This window comes from Brumimicrobium sp., from assembly GCF_048268645.1.
Classification (GTDB): domain Bacteria; phylum Bacteroidota; class Bacteroidia; order Flavobacteriales_D; family Crocinitomicaceae; genus Brumimicrobium; species Brumimicrobium ulvae.
The window spans coordinates 63,877-84,131 of the sequence record NZ_JBLWVE010000001.1 but is presented as its reverse complement, the minus strand read 5'-3'; the positions used below and the strand labels follow the sequence as shown (position 1 = coordinate 84,131).

Genomic DNA, 20,255 nt, shown 5'->3' with positions numbered 1-20,255 from the left:
CTTATTTTTGAATGACTATTTATGGTTTGCTTTATTTTTTCTGAATCATTTTTAATGAGAATCCACCCAATAATAAGATGATAACTCCCATTGTTATCCATAGCCAAGCTTTGTTTTTGAAAAGTGGTTCAATAATCGAAGATTGATCTTTTTTAATATTGATTTCCTGGCCTATTTTTAGGGATGAAATAACGGAAGGAATTTGATCAGCAAATTGTTGAATATCATAGGTTGGAGCTTTTGCTTTTTGATTTCCGTAGCATAAAAAGTATCGTGCTGGAGTGGTAAACCGAGCGACTAATTTATGGGAATAGCCGCTGACCTGTATAGAATCAATTTTAAGTGCTTGATTATCGTGATTGTGAACGATGATTTTTAATTGCTTTAGGGTAGTGCTCTTAAACGAAAGTTCATTTTCAGTTAACGAGTTCAAAGTCCCAGAGCTTAAGACACCGTAATTATAAATCCAACCTTTTTCGGTTTTTGTACTATCGATTAGATATTTGATAGTCACTGGACGATGGTAGTCAATAGCCTCTTGGACATCAATTTTAATTCGACTGGCCCTAACAGGTGTTGTCATTTCAACATCGATTTCTGTTTGTTTGTTCTGTTTGTTCTCTTTGATTTCAAGTTTTTTAATGGTATGATGTATTAATTCACCCGCTATTTTTTCGTGTTGTGCAATGCTTGCATTAGACAATGCTGGCCTTACTTTACTGCGAATATGTAATCGGTAATAACGAAATTTTGAACTTGGAAAACTGAGTTGTGTAAATTGAAAATCGGTAAACGCATTTCGAATGGACATAATTCGGTAATCTTTGAGAACCGTAAACCATTCATTTTGATCTTGACTTCCTTCTAATTTGACTTTCCAATCGAAATTTTGTTGTATGAAGTCCAGTTTTATTTGATTGATTGATGCTACACTTGGGAGTTCAAAAGTAAAGTAATAGCCATTGTTGTTTTGAACTGTATTCAGCGTTTTAAATTCAACTTCTTGTTGGACTACTTTATCGCTACTGACCCTTAATAAATAGGGTGCTTCAATGGTGTCATTGCTCGCTGTAATGCCATATATCCGTATGTCCTTTAAATTAGGAGTTGTCTTGCCAAATACTTCTTGTGGAAGACTAAGCTCATGCCATTGGTCAGAAGGGGAAACCAACTCACGTTTGTAAGTATACTCTTCCATTTGTCCATAGATGAATGAACTTGATAATAAGAAAAGTATAAATATTTTATTGATCATTTTCATCCGAAATTATGTGTTTGTATTTATTGTATAAATAGGAAATAACAAGTAAAAGCACACCCAAAGAGACAAAAACTGTGGTTTTTGCGATGGTATTCAGATGTGAAATGTCATACAGGAATAGTTTAACGAGGGTGATACCTAAGAGAATAATGGCGCCTATACGCAGGTGCTTTTTCTTCTTCCAAATCCCAAGAACAATTAAGAATAATGAATACGTTCCCCAAAGAATACTTAGCCCAAATTTATTGTTTGTTTGAGCAAGGTCCATCCAATTGATCAATTCACTGCTGGCAATCCATATAGTAGTTGTATGCAGTAAGAATTCAAAAGCAGTTCGTAGATATTTTTGTTTCGGCTCTTGTCTTACGTATGTGTAACAGGCAAAGAGTGCAAAAGCTACAAAAGCAAAAGAAACATATCTAATTCCGATATAGAATGCATTAATAGAATAATATTCTGCAAGATGCTGTGAAGTAAATGTGTTTCTTAATCTGCTCAAATCATAAAGCCCACTACTTAGAAAAACGATTATTGTTAAAACAATGAAGATTGTATTTGCTGTTCCTAAAAGTTTACTCTTTATTTTCTTGTGGTTCAAAAAAGAAAGTAATGAGGTAAAGAGCAAGGTGTAATTAATAGTCCAGATGCTTTTAAACTGCTTTAAGTCATAATTACTAAAATAGTCTATGATTTGTGCGTTCTCATCTTTAATGTTAATCATTGAGGCTGCATATCTTTGGTCCCAATAACAAGCAATCTCCATTCTTAAGGCTTGATAAAGCGTAAAAACAAAAAGGGAGGGTATCAGAATGGCAACAATGTTAAGTAATCCAGTGTGTTGATTTAGTGCTGAAGGAAATCGTTTGTTACGGTTCAAGTAAGTCATAAAGCCAAAAGACAGAATAACTAACACAGAGGTGAGGAAGTTGATATTGAATAGAGGGGTAATCGATGGTTTGAAATTTTCGACCGAATAAACCCTATATACTGTGGACCAATCATGGTTGATACTGAAAAATGCCAATAGCATGAGTGGGTAAGCCAGAACTTCGTATACCTGAACATTTTTAGTTCTTCCGATCCAAAAGAGCAACGCTGCTTCTCCTGCCCAAAGCATGGTCACCCAATTTCCGTCCAATTGAATAGGAACAGCGATGGTCAAGAATATTAAAACGAGTCCCGAAACGAGATAAAAGAAATTTTTATCGGCTTGTTTTTTCTTGTAAATAATAACACTGATGATAAAATGAAGCACTGCATTGCATAAAGTGAACACACCCAATAATTCACTTCCTCCTGGGTGTTTGCTTAACAGATTAAAACCAACTCCATAAAAAATAAAGGAGTTAAAAACCAGTAAGAAAATGTCAGAAAAGGCAAATCTTTCACTTTTTCTTAATTTGTAAACTAAAAACATGAGGTAAAAAAGCACAAAGAAAGCCAGTAGAAAAGCGATGGTCATTCCGAAGTGCTGATGGCTTTGATAGGCTGTTAAATACCATGTGATTAAAATCAACCAGGTTAAAGCAAATGAAGAATAGTAAAGCGCTTTCCAATATTTCTTAAAAGCAATAATCAGAATGCCAATGTTAATGATGAGCATATAGCTGAACAACATCTCTATCTTTCCAGAGCCTTCACTCAGTAAGAATGGAACGGCATAAGCGCCTACAAGACCAATATGTGCAATAATTTGTCGGTTGTAATGAATTGCGGTAATGACCGAGAATATTGTAAAAAACACCATCAGGGCGAAGGTCATCATCTGTGGAAACAAATCGTAAAAACCATAGGCTGCATAGGTAATGAAATACATAATTGCAATTGCTCCACTCACTAAGACAGCACTGAAACTTTCAAGGTTTTTCTTCAGTTTTATTCCAAATAACAACAAGCCAATTCCAGTAAAATAACCTAAGATAATTCTTGTTAATGGGCTGATTAAATCATGTTCAATAGAGTATTTAGCACCTATACCAACTCCAATTATGAGTATCGCAATACCAATTTTATTGATGAGGTTCTCTCCGATAAATTTTTCAATGTCTTTTTTAATTCTTGGTGTAGCTTTTTGAGCTTCAGTTTTCTGCGAAGATTTGGTTGCTGACTGTTGTACCTTTTGATCCTCATTATAAGACAGCTCTTTTTTACTTTCAGCAAACGGCTCTGGAGTTACCTCTGACTTGGCGAGTTCTTTTTCTGAACGATCCTCAAGACTTTTCGATTTTAATCTGTTGATTTCATTGCTTAGGTCGATTATTTCTTTCGAAAAAGCATCCTGTCTCTTTTGAAGTATTTCCAACTTATGAATAAGCTGATTTAATTGGGCTTGATTTTCATTCATGCTTTTCCAATAAGTGAGTAATGATAGAATAAAAATAGTCAAATATGCTGAATGAACTATATTCTATGATTAGTAATTATCGAATAGTTAAAATAATTATGATTTGAAATTGATATTAATCCTTCACAAGACGCTAAAACTCAAAAATAAACCCAATCGATGGAACTACCGTTGCTGAAGGGTCAGTTAGAATTACGGGAATTCCATTGCTACCATCAGACTTTATCGGGTTGCCATCTGTGGTTTTAAATCCAGTGTTGTCTGCATTTCGCTCAAAGGTATAATTGGGTACCCTTGGTGTTTTAAACATAAACAAGTTCTGGATATCAACAAACAAGGTAAGACTTACGTTTTTGAAGTTGAATTTTTTGTCCACACGAATGTCAAATTGTTGATAAACGGGTAATCGCTCCTCATTTAATTGGGTGTAATCAAGCGTACCGACTCCACTTGTTAAGTAATTTTGTCTTGAAGCAGATAGGTCGAAAGGAGTGTAGGGTTGACCACCAGAAATGCGATATTTTACACCTAAATCCCAGTTCTTTTTGAATTTATAGCCCATGGTAGTCGAGAAAACAAATCCATAGTCCCAAGTGGAAGGTCTAAAAATTCCATCTGCTCCTGAAAATTCGGACTTATAAACTGTGGCGCTTATGATGTAGAACAAACGATTTATTAATTTTTGTTGTACATATGCCTCTACTCCATAAACCCGTCCTTTTCCCGTTGATGCATAAGTGTCATTTCCAACGGTTGAAAATCCTGTCCCTACATTGGCCAGAGAAATACTGTCTGTCAAGGAGACAGGATAGTTCCTGTAATCTTTATAGAATGCTTCTAGGGTAAATCGAAGGTCTTTTTTAGGAATAAATTGACTCCCCACTGTGTAGTGAATAGAATTGATGTATTTTAAATTCTTATTCGCTAATTCTCCCGTCATGTCTTTATATCCTAGTACGGTGTAAACAGGCAGCTTATGATAAGAACCTACAGATGCTGAGATATTCCATTTGTCATTAAATGAATATGCGGTAGACAAACGCGGTGAGATGGTTTCAAGTGGGTTGAGCCCATTTTTTGTGTAGGTATTCATGTCTGAACGTAAACCACCAGAAAGTAAAAGTTGATCTTTTAAAAAGTATTTGCTCACATGACCATAAGCTCCAAATTTAAAGAAATCAATATTTGATGCAGTAGAAAAGTTAATCGCAGGAGAGATTGTCGCTCCTGTTGAATCTGTTAATTCATCTTGAATGGTATTGAATAAATCTAAATCATATTTTACATATTGAGCACTGATTCCATAACTTACTTTCCATCCATTCATAAACTTGTTGACATTGAGACGCAGCTTGTTTTCTATTTCGTGACTTTTTAAACTCAATAATTTTGGACCTTCCATAAGGGCATTGTTAGCATAACGATCGGCTCCGTTAAAGAACATGTTTCTGCTTAAAGCAACTGTGAAATACCCCTTTTTTATCAGTCTTTTTAATGATGTACCTACTGTATAATTCCATTGTTTAATTAGAGGATTCGAACGGTTGATGTACTCCGTAGTTGCATCAGCGTCCTTTGGCACAGCCAGTTTGAAATTGTCAATAGCGCCAATTCCTATAAAGTTGAGTTCTGTTTTTGAATCTATTTTGTGGTTAATCTTGTATTGAAAGTCCCAATAGTCTGGCCGAATGGGTAAATCAATCAATTTAAACAAAAACTGCAAATAGGACCTTCTCGCAGAAGCCATAAAGGTGGTTTTTTTACCCAATGGGCCTTCTAAAGTTGCTGCTGCCTCACTTCCTGAAAGTCTAAAGTTTCCACTCAGTTGGTCAGGATTTCCATTCCTTTGTTTAATTACAATCGTTGAAGCCAAAGCATTGTCGTATCGACTATCAAAAGCCGAAGAGGTCAATTGCACATCTCGAATAAAAGATACATTTAAAATTCCTGTTGCACCTCCACTCGCACCTTGTGTTTGAAAGTGATTCAAAACGGGAATTTCTATGCCATCTAAATAATAAACGTTTTCGCTGGGTCCACCACCCCTTACAATGATGTCGTTTCTATTGGGTGACGTTCCTCCTGCAACTCCAGGTAATACTTGAATCACCTTAGAAACATCAAAGTTACCTCCAGGATTTACTTTAATTTCTTCTGCGGTAAGCTTTTGGGTAGATAAGGGAGTGGTCATGTCGGTTGCTTTTACCAGTTTTGAAGCGTTAATTGTGACTTCACCAAACTCTTCTGATTGATCTTCTAATTCGATTTCTACTACAATGGCATTACCCGAACCCAGATTGATATTGTATTTATTGTAAACTTCGTATCCTAGATAGTAAGTTTCTAAATTGTATTTTCCTACCGGAGCTTCGATTTTAAATTTCCCATCAATATCGGTCCGAGTCTTTAGGGTATCCTTTTCATTTTGAAGCGTAATCACAACACCTATTAGAAGATCTTGCAAATTCTTGTCTTTTACAGTTCCAGTAATCACACCTTTATTTTGACCGAAAAGAAGAGCGGATGTTAAAACTGATATTAGTAGAATAAATGCTGTTTTCATAATTCATTTCAAAAATACAGTACAAAAATAGACTAATTTTCTTTCTAAAGTAAAATAAATGATAGAAAATTATACCTTTTTAATCTAAAGTAGTACATTTGTATACTAAATAGAAAGGTGTTAAAATTATGAATTACGATTTAATCAAAAATGTACTTGATTTAGTTGAAGACTTTGAAGAAGAAAACAAAGGGAATAAAAACTTTGAAGACAACGTTGAAGGATTCAAAAAATGGATGGTAAAATCATTTCAAGGAGGATTTGCCCAAGAAGAACCAGATTGGGAAGGAAAAGATAAAGGACGTAGTCCTGAAAGTGTGATCAACACTTTGATTGTTCACATGAACCGATATGCTAGAACTTATTCGAAGTCGGCCATTTATGACTCTGAGTTTTCTACCCAAGAAGACTTCATCTATCTCATCAATTTAAAGGCCTTTGGAGCGATGACTAAAATGGATTTAATTAAAAAGAATGTTCAAGAGAAGCCTGCAGGAATGCAAATCATCAATCGATTGATAAAACAAGGTTGGGTAGACCAGAAAGATTCGAAAGAGGATAAGCGCAGTAAAATCATCAACATCAATAAGAAAGGGCTGACTGCATTAGACCAGCAAATGGATAAAATTCGTAAGGCAACGGAAATTGTAACAGGAGATTTAACGCACTTTGAAAAACTGGAGCTAATACGTTTATTGAATAAACTCAATGATTTTCACTTGCCGATTTACAATAAGAACATCGATCCATCAGAGTTACTCGAGAAGGTCAAAGGAATAAATATGAATTAAAGGATGAAAAAGAAAATTGCAATTATAGGCGCTGGTTTTTCAGGGATTTCTGCCGCGGCATATGCTGCTAAAGAAGGAAATGAGGTTCATGTATATGAAAAACACAATCAGCCTGGAGGTCGCGCTAGGCAATTCACTACTGATAATGGGTATACCTTTGATATGGGTCCAAGTTGGTATTGGATGCCAGACATTATCGATCAATTTTTTCAGGATTTTGGTGGTCACGCCACTGATTTCTTCGATTTGGTCTCCTTGAATCCACAGTTTGATATGATCTTTGAAGACGGGTCAGTTGCTGTTCCAGAATCCTATGAAGAGCTTAAAGAATTATTTGAAGGATTAGAACCAGGAGCAGGAAAGCGGCTAGATGCTTTTATGAAATCTGCCCAATTCAAATATGAAGTGGGGATGCAGCAATTTGTCAATAAACCTTGCTATAGTTGGTGGGAATTTGTTTCCCCTAAAATTGCAAGCAGTGCTTTAAAGTTGGACCTGCTCACTAATTTCAGGAGCTATGTTGGAAAATACTTTTCGCATCCTAAGTTAAGGGCCTTGATGGAATTTCCAGTCATCTTTTTAGGCGCCTCCCCGAAAGACATTCCAGCGCTTTATAGTTTAATGAATTATGGTGGTTATGGACTAGGAACATGGTATCCTATGGGAGGTTTTTATCAATTGGTATTGGCCATGAAAAAAGTAGCGGAACAGCAAGGGGCAACATTTCATTTTAATCAGAATGTAGAAAAAATCAATGCTGAAAAGAGGAAAATAACTTCCTTATTAATTGATGGTAAATTACATGAGTTTGATGCTGTCATTGCTTCTTCAGATTATCATCACACGGAAACACTTTTGCCAAAAGCCTACAGGAATTATACAGAAAAGTACTGGGAAGACCGCACTTTTGCTCCTTCAAGTCTGATTTTCTATCTGGGAGTGAATGAGCGTATCCCGAACTTAAAACACCACACGCTCTTTTTTGAGAATGATTTAGATGACCATATTGAAAGTATTTATGGTGAGAAAAAGTGGCCCGATAAGCCTTTGTTCTACGTCTGTTGTCCTTCCCAAACTGACCCCAATGTTGCTCCTGAAAATGGAGAAAACTTGTTCTTGTTGATGCCATTGGCAACAGGAATTAGTGACGATGAAAGTACGCGCGAAAAATACCTGCTTGAAATGATTTCAAGGATTGAAAAAATCACTGGAAGCAAAAACTTAATCGATAAAATTGTCTACAAAAAAAGTTACTGTGTTAGTGATTTTAAAAATGACTATAACGCTTATGGTGGTAATGCTTACGGTTTAGCAAACACCTTGTCTCAAACCGCAGTATTAAAACCGAAAATTAACAATAAGAAAATCAAAAACTTATTCTATTCAGGGCAATTAACTGTTCCTGGTCCGGGTGTTCCTCCTTCTATTATCTCTGGAAAGATTGTGGCGCTTGAAGTAAATAACCTTAAACTAAAGCACTATGAAAAGACTATTTGATGAATTATCCTATGAGGTGAGTAAACGCACCACTAAAAAGTATAGCACCAGCTTTTCTTTGGGAATATTGGCCCTTAAACCCTCAATTCGACCAGCAATTTATGCGATATACGGTTATGTAAGATTGGCCGATGAAATAGTAGATAGCTTTCACGGTTTCGACAAAGCAAAACTATTGAATCGCTTTAAAAAGGAAACAGCGTTAGCTTTAGAAGAAAAAATAGCGTTGAATCCTTTGCTGCAATCTTTTCAAGAAACGGTACACAAATATAGTATTGACAAGGTTTTGATAGATCAATTTCTGCACAGCATGGAAATGGACCTTCAGCAGGTGGATTATAATTCAGAATTGTACAACGAATATATTTATGGGTCGGCTGAAGTGGTGGGCTTAATGTGTTTACAGGTTTTCACCAATGGAGATAAAAAAGAGTTTGAGGAATTAAAACCCTATGCGAAAAAATTAGGCTCTGCATTCCAAAAAGTCAATTTCTTAAGGGACTTAAAGGATGATTATCAGATTTTAGGACGAACTTATTTTCCGGGGATAGAAATGGAAATGTTCTGTAACCGTGTGAAGTGTGAAATTGAAAAGGATATTGAGCAAGAGTTTAAAGAGGCTTTAATTGGCATTAGAAAACTTCCTGTATCGGCAAGATTTGGGGTTTATTTGGCGTATAAATACTATTGGTCATTGTTTAAGAAAATTCAAAAAACCTCAGCTGAGAAAATCGTTACTGAACGTGTACGGATTCCAAATGCAAAGAAAATGACGATGATGTTGAGCAGTTATGTTCAATACAAAACAACACTTTTATAATGAAAGCAACACTTATTATTTTGTCAATATTTTTTGGACTATTAAGTGAGGACAAAAGCATAGAAGTTGAAACTGTTCGCAAAAATTATAGTTCAGCAGCCGCTAATGAGTTGGTTTGTGATGCCATGATTATTGAATTAAAAAAGAATAAGAACAGCACTGTTTTGTTGGGCTATCTTGGCGGATTCCAAACGGTCTGGGCCAATCATGTTTTCAATCCTGTTTCCAAGCTCAACACTTTTAATGAAGGAAAACGAAACATCGAAAAGGCCATCAAAAGCGATCCCAATTCTTTAGAATTAAGGTTTGTAAGATTGTCTGTTCAGAAAAATGCCCCTTCATTTTTGGGCTATTCTTCCGCAATAGAAGAAGATGAAAGATTTATTAAAAAATACAAAAACACCATTCATTCAACCGAATTGTTGAAGATGGTCAATGCACTATTAAACGAATAAGATGAGGTATCAATTACAAAGAAGTCAACAATTAAAGTGTGATTTATCCACAGCATGGGCGTTTTTCTCTGCACCTGAAAATTTGGCTCGAATTACGCCAAAAGACATGAACTTTATTGTGAAGTCAGACGTGAAAGGAGTACCAATGTATGAAGGGATGGAGATTAATTATACAGTTTCTCCTGTGTTGCGTATTCCGATGAAATGGAAAACACGGATTACACAAGTTGAGGATTTAAAAAGCTTTACAGATTTTCAAGAGAAAGGGCCATACAAATATTGGAATCACTACCATGAATTTATCCCGAATGAAGAAGGTGTTTTGATGAAAGACACCATCGATTATGAATTGCCTTTTGGTATTTTAGGTAAAATAGCCCATAGTATGTTTGTAAGGAAGAAGCTGGAGAATATTTTTGCTTTCCGCAATAAAGTGACCGACGATTTGTTTAATTCAAAAAACAATATGAAATGAATATATTGATTGTAATCACAGTGTTTTTTGCAATGGAAGGTGCTACGTGGCTCATTCATAAGTACGTTATGCATGGCTTTTTATGGAGTCTACATGCAGATCATCATGACCACAGTACAGAAGGTCCGTTTGAGAAAAATGATTATTTCTTTTTGATTTTTGCGCTGCCAGTTATCGCTGTGATGTACTATGGAAGTACACAAGGCTTTAATTACATTTTCTACATTGGATTGGGTATTGCTTTATATGGAATGGCTTATTTTTTCGTTCATGATATCTTTATTCATCAGCGTTTTTCTTTTCTAAAAAACACCAAAAATCCATATTTGTTGGCCATTCGAAGAGCGCACAAGCAGCACCATAAGCATTTGGGAAAGCATGAAGGAGAATGTTTTGGTTTTTTATGGGTGCCAGTGAAATATTTCAAAATGTATTTTAATAAAAAATAAATATGCAGCCTTATACTTATTTGCTCATCAATTTTTTTACAATTATCATTTGTTTTATCGCATCTTTTGATCGTAGGGTTTTGTTTCATCAACATTTTGGAGCCTACCTAAAAGCTGCCTTTGTCGCCGCTGTTCCTTTTATCGCATGGGATGTGTGGTTTACTAAAATGGGGGTGTGGTGGTTTGATACAAACTACACAACGGGAATCGTTTTACTCGGATTGCCTTTAGAGGAAATGCTCTTCTTTTTCTGTATTCCTTTTGCTTGTGTCTTCACTTATTACTGTCTGGATAAGTTCTTTAATTTAGACTGGACCAATGTATTCAGTAAGTATTTAACATGGATTACTGTTCTTGTTGGAGTAGGGGTAGCCATCATTTTCCATGATAAAATCTATCCATTTGTTACAGGGTTAGTTGTAGCTGGGACAGTAATTTACCTTTATTATATCGCAAAAGTAGACTGGATAGGTAAAGCATCCTTTGTATTTATTATTTTACTTCCTGGATTCTTTATGGTCAACGGAGTCCTTACTGGTACAGGAATAGATTCTCCGATTGTTAATTATAATCCCGATCATTTTTTTAATCTACGAATGCTCACCATTCCCATTGAAGATGCCGTGTATGGATATGCTCAATTTTTAATCGTGGTGTATTTATTTAAGCGTTTTAAGCGACCTTCTTATGAATAGAGTGCTTTTAATGGTTAAAACTTTATTCCAGTCGAAATTCCAAAAGACAAAATATTGCGATTGAAAACTGCAGATTTTGAAATGCCTAAAACGCCTAATTGAAGGTAGGGGTGAACGAATAATTTGACCTTTTCTTTATTGAGGTAATTCAATCCAAAACCAATATTTCCTGTAAAATTGAAGCGTCTAAAATTGGTTGATTCATCTTCCGATGTAGAAATAGATTCTGAACCATTGGCGAAGTATTTATGACTGGTCACGGTATTTGATATGTTCAGAATGATGCTTGTTCCAGCAATGGCATAAAACCTATTTCCTATCATTCGCTGATAAAATATGGGGATTTCAATATTGTGGTGGTTGTATACAAATTTTCCATGAGTAGGCAGTGATGGATCTGGGATTGTATAAGGATAATTACCAAAAACCAGGTCCATTTTATGAGTCCTTTCGCCATTGTTTTGATATCCTAGACCTATTCCAAGAATTGACTTCTCATTCAGGTTGTAGGAAACAAAAATATTTCCGCTGATCGAAGGTTTCCAAGTTTCCATTTTTTTATATGCTTCTTCTCCTGGAGAAAACCCTCCATTATTCGAAATTACTCCGAGTGAAAAATTAGGAAAAACACTGAATCCAAAATCAAACTTTTTTTCTTGTGCGAATGTTGTTAGACAAAAGAGGAGTAGGATGAAAGTAGTTGTTTTTTTCATGGTCGAGTGTATCTTGGATTTGTATAAAACATCTTTATAGAGACTAATATAGTCTAAATTAGTAAAACAGCAAAGATGATTGATTTGGGGTACTGCTTGTTGTTTAAATTGTTGAGGTTTGACTAATAGCAATTTACGCATCGTTTTATCAATAAATTGTGTTTAAATATCATTTACGCCCTTATTTTGGTATATTTGTCGAATATTTTTTAAAAAAACTTATGAAATTTAAATCATTACTAACTGCCTTTGCACTGCTGTTTACAATAACCATCAACGCTCAAGTAGAATTGAGGTCTAGTGGAGGCTCTTTTGAAGATCTTGTTCCTTGGGGAGATGGCTACCTTGGAGTAGTTCAAACTCAAGCCTATGCTGTTGTATTAAAATCTCGTCAATTTCAGTATTTCACTGAAAATGGAGATATGAAATGGAACACCAAAATAACTGGGTTTAACTTTAATAATTCAAGTGTTGTACATAACGAATCTGAATATGCTTATTTAGTAAATATGCCTTTTACCAAAACAGCATTATTAGAGAAAACCTCAAAAACTGAATTACTCAACATTCATCAGGTTGATAAATCAGGAAATGTTAAAGAGAAAAGTATTAAATATACAGGTGAATTTAAAAGCTTAGCGAAGGACGTTAAAAAATTAGAACAGTGTTATCTTGGAGCATATAAGGGAGGGATAATTTTTGTTGGTACAACTGATCATAAAAAACATCATGTGCTAAAAATTGACCATGACTTTAACGTGACTTATAATGCAATTAACTTTGATTCTGACTATAGTTATGAATTATGGGAGAAAGATGGTATTTCAAAAGTAAAGTTTGTACTGGGAGAAAAAGATTTTTCTTTAATCCAACTAAGACATGATGAAATGGGATTAAATATTACTGTTAAAACATTAGACTTGGAAAACTTTGTCAATGTAAAGGAAGTTAAGAATACCATTAGCTTCGCAGGCTATACAATTAACTCTAAAGGCAGTGTAGATATTGATTACAAAGCATCCGAACGTGTATTTACATCTTATAATAGAATAGTGCACAAGGGACAAGGCACTTACATTTATTCAACATTAGGGGCATTTACTAATTTTGTTTATACTGATGAGGGCTTAAAAATGTATGCTTACTTTAAAAATATTAAAGAAGGAACAAAAAGAGATATCGAAAAAGAAGGGTTTTTAACATTTAACATGGACCTAAGTGGAGATAATGTTATTTCACCCACAAATGAATTTTCTTTTGCTAGTGAGAATGGTAAATCTAGAGGCCACGCTTTTCATGTAACTGAAAGTGGGAAGTTTATTATTATCTCAAAAAAATCAAAGTCAAATATCGTTCTTAATTCTTCCGAAGGTGAGGAGATTACGTTTGAAGAGGATTTGTCTTTTGCAGAGATATACTTGTCATATATTACGGGAGTTAAGCGTAGTAAAACAGATCAAATTGATGTTATTTGCACCGTGGGTGATAAATTCATTGGAATCGATTTTGAAGGATTTAAAAATTCTTTAGGAAACACTAAGAGAGCATTAATCTATAAGGTTGATTAATATTGGTGGATAACTAAAATAGAAGTTTCTAATTTAACATTTAAAACAAGCGTCTTTTTTAAAGCGCTTGTTTTTTCTTTTTTACTAAAGCTTTATGTAACTACTACAGCTATTTGCTCCTTGTAATAAATTAGGAAAAACACTGAATCCAAAATCAAACTTTTTTTCTTGTGCGAATGTTGTTAGACAAAAGAGGAGTAATAGGAGTGTAGTTATTGCTTTCATCGTTGTTTTTTGTAATTAATGCTTTGCTAATAAAAAAGAGAAGTCTTACTTCAGGTTTTCAACAGCTCTTTTGGGACTAGGGAAGTAGGTTCCAACACGCGGATCCATGATGTTTCCACCAAAGCCTGTTTGGTCTTCCGAGAGTTTGTTCTTTATAGCCTTTAGTTTATTGATGTACTTTTGATCACCGATTTTTCGCAAAGACCAAATGGCAATTACTTTTTGGAAGTTCTCATTCTTTTCGTTTTTAATATAATTAAAAAGGTATTCCTTAACATCTTCATCCTTTGAATTCCCTAACAGTTGCAATGCAGAAATATTAGCGTGAAAGTTGTCATATTCCACAAAAGCTTTCAGTTGTTGAAGGTCTATACTGATGTCTAGTAAAAAAGCCATTTCGAGGGCAACATGCTGCATGAAAAATGTGTTTAAATCTTCAGGTTCAAATCCTGCAGGAGGTTGGGCAAGATTTTCATGAATAAAATCCATAACGAACACCTGATCGTAATTAGAGGTTTTATAATAGTTCCAAATTTCCGAGTATGTTTTTTCATAGACTTCTTGAGGGACCAAAGCTTGATGATAGCTGTGTCTGTAGGTGGCATAAACATTTTTTTCTTCATCAACACCTGCAAAACCTGAGCTTGGCGTTGGTAGAGTGTAATTTCCATCTTCCCCTTTCGTCAAAAGGAAATAGAGTGTTTGCCCTTTTTCGAAGTTCAAATGAACACCATGACCTGATGAACTTCTAATGTCGAGTAGGGAAAACCCATTGATTAAAACTTCTCCACTGAGCGATTGATTGCCAAAGTGTTTGAGAATTTCGATTGTAGTGCCGACATCCTCCTCATTGCTAATCACATTTGCCAAAACAAAAAAATCTGCATTTTTAAGAATGTCTTTTTGCCAAGGTTCATTCCAAGTTTCTGCGTACGTGCTTTTTTGAATTCCAAGGATAAAAATAAACAACAAAAGAATCGCGTTAAGTTTCATAAGTGAGGTTTGTTATAGTGTGAGATAAAGATAATTATTTTAAAAGGTAATCTGCAATGTTTTCTAATTGGTTTTTTATTTCTTGAATTGCTTACTTGCATTCTTCATTTCTACGATAGATGCTTTTTGACCCATTGGCATTTTCAACCTTTAATTTTTTGTCTTTAATCCAGATAATTCTTTGAAGATGATGACCACCTGTGAGCTCTAACCATTTGAGGTAGACTTCGTGCTCTTGTAATACAAGGTTGAAAATCGGTGCGGATGATTTTATTCTACTTTTGTATTCGCCTCCTAGATTGTTTGTGGGATTATACTTAAATTGATAATACTTTGTATTCCAACATCCTTTTAATTGGTTTTCAATTGACTTTAACTTCAAACTATCAGGGAAGTTTTGAGTTAAAAACCCAACTTGGCAAAATGTAAACTTACTTTTAATTTTTCTGTGTTTTCCAAAAGTTTTCCAAATATACTTATACGTTCTTTGCTGTCCTATAGAGGTTTTTCTATTCATGAACATATCAAGTATGGAGATCTTTTTTCGTCTAATTTTCTCCACTAACTGACCACCTGAATTATATCTTTTCTGTTTCTTACTTGTGCTTACAATGTGTATACCTCCATTTTTATAATACTCCTTTGTTTTGGCTCCCTTTCTTCTGGACCATCTTACTTGCTTTTTTAAGACACCCATCTGATCATAAGTTTTTTGTTGTCTTGCTTTAGTATCGTAAATAGATTTTATTTGTCCATCATTGAAATAACTAACCTCCTTCCAGTGTTGGCCTGTTGATATTGTCAATTTATAAATGTGCTCATTTCTATAAAATTCAAACACTGTGTCTACTGGTTTTCCCTCACTAAAAAGACCTTGAATTCTTTTGTTACCATTATCATAATAATCTATAACACTGCCGTTGGCAAGTTTGTTACAATCTAAATATCTACTTGTTGGTGGATTACTTATAATGTGTATGAGTGTAAGTCTTTTTAAGACAATGGTATCTTGCTTATGTTTTTCATCCTTTATTTCAATTTTTCTGTCTTGGTCATCAAAATCTATGTGAAGTTTATAGGTTCCTGAATTAGGCAATACAACATAATTAGATTCTAGGTCTTCGCTAACATAGACCCTTGTTGAATCGGAGAGGTACCAATTTACATTTTTTGCATTCTCACCTGTACATGGATTTATAAAAGTAGGTGTGTAAATTATTTGTCCAAATACGCTTGATGTTGAAAAAGCAGCTAAAAGGTAAATAAATGTTGTTAAAAATGGTGTGAGTTTAATATTCATAAAAGTTAAAAAAAATTGGGTCTTACCCTTATTATCTACATGTTCATTCAAATTTAAAAAGACCAGCGTATATCCAAAACTTTATAATCATTCCTATCTCGCCACTGCAACTGTAGCCAAACTCACCTTTACTTCTCCACGGGACATTACCGCCCGACTTGCAAACTCTAGGGTAGAGCCTGTGGTCAAAACATCATCTACAATAAGCACATGTCGGTGACTTTTGAGTCCTTCTTTTTTCAGGGCAAATTTTCCTTTCACGTTTTCATAGCGTTCCTCTTTACTTTTTCTTGTTTGTGATTCGTCATGCGTTGTTCTGTAGAGTGCATCAAGAATTGGAATTTCTAAAATTTCGCTCATTCCTTCAGCAATCAATAAGCTTTGGTTGTATCCACGTGAAAACTCTTTTTTTGAATGAACCGGAATGGGAACCAGTGCGTCGATGTCCTTATACTTCGGGTGATCTTTCAAACGCTGCCCCATCATCCTTCCCATTTGTCGGCCGAGGTCTTTCCCTTCTCTGTACTTAATGGTATGTAAAATCTCCTTGGTCGAATTTTGGTCTTCAAAGTAAAGCAAAGAATATACATTTTCAATGTTTAGTCGTCCCCAAAAGATTTCATCAGCTAAGGTGTAATCTTCATACTTTTCAAAAAAGGTATAGTGTAGATCGTGTTCACATGAGAAGCAAAAATGTTCATTTTGAACGTTGAGTTCTTTGTTACAAATGATGCAATAACAAGGGTAAAGCAAGGAGTATATACCATCGGTATACAGTTTTAGTGTAGAAGCAATTTTTGGAATCATATGCGTAGGCAATTGAATTAAGCTGCACTCAATTTAAGACAATTATGCAAGAAATAATAATTAACGCTCAATAATTGTCAATTGTAAGGACAAATCTTTAATTTTGGGAGTCAATTTTAAACAGAAAATAATGAGCACAGCAGACGCGATTAATCAAGGAGATGTTAAGTATTCAATCAATGAGAAAGGAATTGCAACCGTGATTTTTAATCACCCATTGAGTAATTCTTTACCTGGTCGTGTATTGAAAAAGTTAGCAGATACTATTACTGAGTTGGGTCAAAACGATGAGGCAAAAGTAATGGTGTTGAAATCTGAAGGTGACCGTGCGTTCTGTGCTGGTGCAAGTTTCGATGAATTGATTTCGATAAAAGACCTTGAAGTTGGAAAACAGTTTTTTATGGGCTTTGCTAATGTGATCAATGCCTGCCGAAAATGTCCAAAGTTAATTATTGGACGTGTTCAAGGTAAGACTGTTGGAGGTGGAGTTGGACTTGCTTCAGCAGTAGATTATTGCTATGCAACTAAGTTCTCAGCGGTAAAATTATCGGAACTGGCTGTTGGGATTGGACCTTTTGTTGTTGGACCTGCAGTGGAAAGAAAAGTAGGTACCTCTGCTATGAGTCAGTTGGCCATCAATGCAACAGAATGGCAAAGCGCTGAATGGGCAAAGGAAAAAGGATTGTATGCAGAGATTTTCGAGAACATCGAGGAAATGGATGCTGCAGTTGAAACTTTAGCCAATAAATTGGCTTCCTCAAATCCTGAAGCGATGCGTCTATTGAAAGGAATTTTCTGGGAAGGAACTGAAAATTGGGATACTTTATTACAAGATCGTGCTGCAATGAGTGGTCAATTGGTTTTGTCTGACTTTACGATCAATGCCATAAGCGCATTCAAAAAGAAATAATGCCAAACATTCTAATGCCTTGACTGTTCTGTAAGGAGGGGTGGATCATCGAATGCGTAAATAGCGTATCCGAATATGTAGGAAGTTATGAAAAAAGCACTTTGTTTTCAATGTAAAAAGTGGTCAAGCGACATTAAAGTTTGTGAGCATTGCGGTTATATTATTAGTCAGGAAGTTAAGGATGAAATCAAGCAAAAAGAGCATGATCGATTGCATCCACCAAAGCCACCTTCAAAGCTGAAAAGAGCCCTGGAATACTTGAGGACATCTAAAAATCCTTTTTTGAGGCTAATCTATTACGTGTTGATGGGGATCTGGATGTTGTACGCTGGAATCGTGATGATTATAATGTATATTGCTTCGATGGCAGCTGGATAATGAAGACCATTTCGCACCCGCTTTTTCTCGTTTTGGCCACATGTTATGCGGTGTATTATGGGTTAAAACAAACCGATGTTGTTTTACCTGTGTTTATTACCAGTTACTTGGCCGACTTACTCAGTATTTTTCTGGTCAATACTTTCGCGTTGTGGATCATTCGGAAAATGAAGAACTCACCAAAGTTAGAATTGCCGATCGCAATGGTTTTCCTCAGTGTAATTATGTTCTCAGTCTTTTTTGAGTTTTTCCTGCCTCAACAAAGTCCACAATACGTTTACGACCCATGGGATATTCTCTGTTATTTTATAAGTGGAACAGCCTATGTTTTTTGGAGAAGAGTTTTAATGAAGAATGCTGAAGATAATTAAGGTTTATCTTTCACCACCCATTATTACTTCAGATCTGCGATTAATTCACTTAATCTTTCAATGGTAACATGATCCATGATTACAATTTTATTCCATTTAGGATCTTTGTGGTTGTCGGGAACCAATCCATACTTTTGAGAAATTTCATCAGAAATAAACTCATTTTTAATGGTGATAATATTGGATGAAGGGTGACGGTAGTATTTAATTTTGAGTTCGTCTAACTTTTCACACATCCATGCAGTTCGTTTTTGTAGAATGAATATTTTTTCCATCCATCCAAATGGGCCGTATTTTGATAAAATCATCCAAACGGCAATAGCATTGGCTCCAGAACGACTTCCTATCAAAGTATAGTCTTCACCTTCAACATAACTTGCCTCTTTGGTGTTGGTGTAGTGCATCAGGTTTTTTCTTACAACAAATATTCCTGTACCATAAGGTGCTTGTGCCATTTTGTGAGCATCTAAGGTAACAGAAGAAATTTTCGGATTCCTGAAGTCCAAATGGTGTTCTTTTTGTGAAAAAGGAAAATAAAACCCACCGTATGCACCGTCTACATGTATGAAATAATCAAGTTCTTCACGCTCAAGGACAGTTGAATAATATTCAGGTTCATCAACCGAACCAAACATAGTGGTCATCATATTGGCAACAACAACAAATGCTTTTACGCCTTTCGATTTTTGAATGTCAACTGCAGCTTGCACACTTTCTTCAGTGATAAAACGACCGTTTTCTGTGACTTCAACTTTTTGAACCGGCATGCTGAAAACATTTCCCGCTTTGTCCATAGAGTAGTGGTTATCTGAAGAAGTCAAAATGCAAATCTCCTCATTTTTCAACCCTTTTTCTTGTTTAAAGTAGTTGCGGTAAATCCAAATGGCTTGCAAGTTGGCTTCAGTACCTCCAGAAGCAACGTAACCGTCAAACGCTTCATTGGTTGATCCATTCAAAACATCGTGGGCGCAAATTTTTATTAAATCACGCTCTATCTCTTGTGTACCTTTAAAGTAAGATTCAGAACTTCCTAAACTATGACATCCGATATGATTTGGGTTTTTGATCAGCGTAGATAAAAATGGAGCATCTTTTAAAAAGCTAGCATCTTGATTAAAAACATTTCTATCCAAATAGGAAGCTGGAAGGCCTAAAACGTTTTGTTCGTCGTAATTTACGTTTTGATCTAAAGCCTGAAAAACGATGTCTCTAATTTCTTCGTCTGATTTTTTATCCCAATATTTATACATAGCCCAGTTTTATTTCGGGCAAAAATAATCAATCTGTAAGGTTTCTCTAATTTTAAGTCCTTGAGATTTGTCAGTTTTGGAAATATATTGAATCAGCAATCGGTTTGTCTTATTGTAAAAAGCAAGTGTTGCCCTACAGAATAAGATAGTTCTTATGAATTATAGCTTAAATCGCTGAAATGAAATTCAAATAAAAATAGACCCATTACCAAGGTTTTTGTGTTGCATTGACTTGAAATAGTGGTAAATCACAGCTGTTTGTATCAGTATAAAAGACCTAAAACTCCTTTAAAATGCAATAAGAATGAATAATGATTTCATTTCTTGTTAAGAATAGCTAAAATAATCACTAATTTTGTCGCACGAATAAAAACAAATTAAAACCTGAGC

General features: G+C 35.1%; 19 protein-coding genes. 11 read left to right on the top strand and 8 right to left on the bottom strand.

Features of this window, described 5'->3' with window-relative positions; genetic code table 11:
• Positions 1–31 precede the first annotated feature (31 nt).
• The 3 genes from ACN0U3_RS00370 to ACN0U3_RS00360 form a co-directional block, all read right to left on the bottom strand.
• Positions 32–1,261, bottom strand: a complete 1,230-nt coding sequence (locus ACN0U3_RS00370; RefSeq protein WP_417264708.1) for a DUF3999 family protein — start codon at positions 1,259–1,261, stop codon at positions 32–34.
• On the bottom strand, positions 1,245–3,605 hold the full coding sequence (locus tag ACN0U3_RS00365; RefSeq protein ID WP_299206997.1) for a DUF2339 domain-containing protein: 2,361 nt from the start codon (positions 3,603–3,605) through the stop codon (positions 1,245–1,247). The genes ACN0U3_RS00370 and ACN0U3_RS00365 overlap by 17 nt, the downstream gene beginning before the upstream one ends.
• A 133-nt stretch (positions 3,606–3,738) precedes the next feature.
• Complete coding sequence (locus tag ACN0U3_RS00360; protein ID WP_417264707.1) at positions 3,739–6,168, bottom strand: TonB-dependent receptor; 2,430 nt, start codon at positions 6,166–6,168, stop codon at positions 3,739–3,741.
• Between the two features lie 128 nt (positions 6,169–6,296).
• Between ACN0U3_RS00360 and ACN0U3_RS00355 the strand changes: the two genes are divergently transcribed.
• From ACN0U3_RS00355 to ACN0U3_RS00325, 7 genes are read left to right on the top strand one after another with little or no spacing between them, the layout of a single operon-like run.
• The gene (locus ACN0U3_RS00355) at positions 6,297–6,959 is read left to right on the top strand and encodes a MarR family winged helix-turn-helix transcriptional regulator (protein ID WP_417264706.1); all 663 of its coding nucleotides are present in this window, start codon (positions 6,297–6,299) and stop codon (positions 6,957–6,959) included.
• 3 nt (positions 6,960–6,962) lie between these two features.
• Positions 6,963–8,456 carry a phytoene desaturase family protein gene (locus ACN0U3_RS00350; RefSeq protein WP_417264705.1) on the top strand — a complete coding sequence of 498 codons (1,494 nt, stop codon included), beginning with the start codon at positions 6,963–6,965 and terminating at the stop codon, positions 8,454–8,456.
• A complete protein-coding gene (locus tag ACN0U3_RS00345) occupies positions 8,440–9,276 on the top strand; it encodes a phytoene/squalene synthase family protein (protein ID WP_417264704.1) in 837 nt (278 codons plus the stop codon). The genes ACN0U3_RS00350 and ACN0U3_RS00345 overlap by 17 nt, the downstream gene beginning before the upstream one ends.
• Entirely contained in the window at positions 9,276–9,731 is a 456-nt protein-coding gene (locus tag ACN0U3_RS00340) for a hypothetical protein (RefSeq protein ID WP_417264703.1), read from the top strand. The genes ACN0U3_RS00345 and ACN0U3_RS00340 overlap by 1 nt, the downstream gene beginning before the upstream one ends.
• 1 nt (position 9,732) lies before the next feature.
• Positions 9,733–10,206, top strand: coding sequence for an SRPBCC family protein (locus ACN0U3_RS00335; RefSeq protein WP_299207009.1), 474 nt, complete (start codon positions 9,733–9,735; stop codon positions 10,204–10,206).
• On the top strand, positions 10,203–10,655 hold the full coding sequence (locus tag ACN0U3_RS00330; protein WP_417264702.1) for a beta-carotene hydroxylase: 453 nt from the start codon (positions 10,203–10,205) through the stop codon (positions 10,653–10,655). Before ACN0U3_RS00335 ends, ACN0U3_RS00330 begins: the two co-directional genes overlap by 4 nt.
• 2 nt (positions 10,656–10,657) lie before the next feature.
• Complete coding sequence (locus ACN0U3_RS00325; RefSeq protein ID WP_417264701.1) at positions 10,658–11,350, top strand: lycopene cyclase domain-containing protein; 693 nt, start codon at positions 10,658–10,660, stop codon at positions 11,348–11,350.
• Positions 11,351–11,364: 14 nt separating this feature from the next.
• Here the strand turns inward: ACN0U3_RS00325 and ACN0U3_RS00320 are convergent, their stop codons facing one another.
• Positions 11,365–12,063 (bottom strand): hypothetical protein, encoded by a 699-nt coding sequence (locus ACN0U3_RS00320; RefSeq protein ID WP_417264700.1) that lies wholly within the window; start codon positions 12,061–12,063, stop codon positions 11,365–11,367.
• A gap of 221 nt (positions 12,064–12,284) precedes the next feature.
• On the opposite strand from ACN0U3_RS00320, the gene ACN0U3_RS00315 reads away from it, so the two are divergent.
• A complete protein-coding gene (locus tag ACN0U3_RS00315) occupies positions 12,285–13,631 on the top strand; it encodes a hypothetical protein (protein ID WP_417264699.1) in 1,347 nt (448 codons plus the stop codon).
• A 270-nt stretch (positions 13,632–13,901) separates the two neighbouring features.
• On the opposite strand, the gene ACN0U3_RS00310 is transcribed toward ACN0U3_RS00315, so the two are convergent.
• The 3 genes from ACN0U3_RS00310 to ACN0U3_RS00300 form a co-directional block, all read right to left on the bottom strand.
• A complete protein-coding gene (locus ACN0U3_RS00310; protein ID WP_417264698.1) occupies positions 13,902–14,849 on the bottom strand; it encodes a HEAT repeat domain-containing protein in 948 nt (315 codons plus the stop codon).
• A gap of 91 nt (positions 14,850–14,940) precedes the next feature.
• On the bottom strand, positions 14,941–16,149 hold the full coding sequence (locus ACN0U3_RS00305; protein WP_417264697.1) for a hypothetical protein: 1,209 nt from the start codon (positions 16,147–16,149) through the stop codon (positions 14,941–14,943).
• A 93-nt stretch (positions 16,150–16,242) separates the two neighbouring features.
• A complete protein-coding gene (locus ACN0U3_RS00300; protein WP_417264696.1) occupies positions 16,243–16,956 on the bottom strand; it encodes a ComF family protein in 714 nt (237 codons plus the stop codon).
• A gap of 130 nt (positions 16,957–17,086) precedes the next feature.
• Here ACN0U3_RS00300 and ACN0U3_RS00295 point away from each other — a divergent pair, with 130 nt between their 5' ends.
• From ACN0U3_RS00295 to ACN0U3_RS00285, 3 genes are all read left to right on the top strand, one after another.
• Positions 17,087–17,866, top strand: a complete 780-nt coding sequence (locus ACN0U3_RS00295) for an enoyl-CoA hydratase/isomerase family protein (RefSeq protein WP_417264695.1) — start codon at positions 17,087–17,089, stop codon at positions 17,864–17,866.
• An 87-nt stretch (positions 17,867–17,953) separates the two neighbouring features.
• Positions 17,954–18,244 (top strand): hypothetical protein, encoded by a 291-nt coding sequence (locus tag ACN0U3_RS00290; RefSeq protein ID WP_417264694.1) that lies wholly within the window; start codon positions 17,954–17,956, stop codon positions 18,242–18,244.
• Positions 18,244–18,615 carry a hypothetical protein gene (locus ACN0U3_RS00285; RefSeq protein WP_417264693.1) on the top strand — a complete coding sequence of 124 codons (372 nt, stop codon included), beginning with the start codon at positions 18,244–18,246 and terminating at the stop codon, positions 18,613–18,615. Before ACN0U3_RS00290 ends, ACN0U3_RS00285 begins: the two co-directional genes overlap by 1 nt.
• Positions 18,616–18,638: 23 nt before the next feature.
• Here the strand turns inward: ACN0U3_RS00285 and ACN0U3_RS00280 are convergent, their stop codons facing one another.
• Entirely contained in the window at positions 18,639–19,865 is a 1,227-nt protein-coding gene (locus ACN0U3_RS00280; RefSeq protein WP_417264692.1) for a pyridoxal phosphate-dependent decarboxylase family protein, read from the bottom strand.
• Between the last annotated feature and the right edge of the window lie 390 nt (positions 19,866–20,255).

What these genes read in the sequence shown, in the direction of transcription:
- ACN0U3_RS00370 (WP_417264708.1), bottom strand. Translation starts at nt 1,261, where the DNA reads ATGAAAATGATCAATAAAATATTTATACTTTTCTTATTATCAAGTTCA.
- ACN0U3_RS00365 (WP_299206997.1), bottom strand. Translation starts at nt 3,605, where the DNA reads ATGAATGAAAATCAAGCCCAATTAAATCAGCTTATTCATAAGTTGGAA.
- ACN0U3_RS00360 (WP_417264707.1), bottom strand. Translation starts at nt 6,168, where the DNA reads ATGAAAACAGCATTTATTCTACTAATATCAGTTTTAACATCCGCTCTT.
- ACN0U3_RS00355 (WP_417264706.1), top strand. Translation starts at nt 6,297, where the DNA reads ATGAATTACGATTTAATCAAAAATGTACTTGATTTAGTTGAAGACTTT.
- ACN0U3_RS00350 (WP_417264705.1), top strand. Translation starts at nt 6,963, where the DNA reads ATGAAAAAGAAAATTGCAATTATAGGCGCTGGTTTTTCAGGGATTTCT.
- ACN0U3_RS00345 (WP_417264704.1), top strand. Translation starts at nt 8,440, where the DNA reads ATGAAAAGACTATTTGATGAATTATCCTATGAGGTGAGTAAACGCACC.
- ACN0U3_RS00340 (WP_417264703.1), top strand. Translation starts at nt 9,276, where the DNA reads ATGAAAGCAACACTTATTATTTTGTCAATATTTTTTGGACTATTAAGT.
- ACN0U3_RS00335 (WP_299207009.1), top strand. Translation starts at nt 9,733, where the DNA reads ATGAGGTATCAATTACAAAGAAGTCAACAATTAAAGTGTGATTTATCC.
- ACN0U3_RS00330 (WP_417264702.1), top strand. Translation starts at nt 10,203, where the DNA reads ATGAATATATTGATTGTAATCACAGTGTTTTTTGCAATGGAAGGTGCT.
- ACN0U3_RS00325 (WP_417264701.1), top strand. Translation starts at nt 10,658, where the DNA reads ATGCAGCCTTATACTTATTTGCTCATCAATTTTTTTACAATTATCATT.
- ACN0U3_RS00320 (WP_417264700.1), bottom strand. Translation starts at nt 12,063, where the DNA reads ATGAAAAAAACAACTACTTTCATCCTACTCCTCTTTTGTCTAACAACA.
- ACN0U3_RS00315 (WP_417264699.1), top strand. Translation starts at nt 12,285, where the DNA reads ATGAAATTTAAATCATTACTAACTGCCTTTGCACTGCTGTTTACAATA.
- ACN0U3_RS00310 (WP_417264698.1), bottom strand. Translation starts at nt 14,849, where the DNA reads ATGAAACTTAACGCGATTCTTTTGTTGTTTATTTTTATCCTTGGAATT.
- ACN0U3_RS00305 (WP_417264697.1), bottom strand. Translation starts at nt 16,149, where the DNA reads ATGAATATTAAACTCACACCATTTTTAACAACATTTATTTACCTTTTA.
- ACN0U3_RS00300 (WP_417264696.1), bottom strand. Translation starts at nt 16,956, where the DNA reads ATGATTCCAAAAATTGCTTCTACACTAAAACTGTATACCGATGGTATA.
- ACN0U3_RS00295 (WP_417264695.1), top strand. Translation starts at nt 17,087, where the DNA reads ATGAGCACAGCAGACGCGATTAATCAAGGAGATGTTAAGTATTCAATC.
- ACN0U3_RS00290 (WP_417264694.1), top strand. Translation starts at nt 17,954, where the DNA reads ATGAAAAAAGCACTTTGTTTTCAATGTAAAAAGTGGTCAAGCGACATT.
- ACN0U3_RS00285 (WP_417264693.1), top strand. Translation starts at nt 18,244, where the DNA reads ATGAAGACCATTTCGCACCCGCTTTTTCTCGTTTTGGCCACATGTTAT.
- ACN0U3_RS00280 (WP_417264692.1), bottom strand. Translation starts at nt 19,865, where the DNA reads ATGTATAAATATTGGGATAAAAAATCAGACGAAGAAATTAGAGACATC.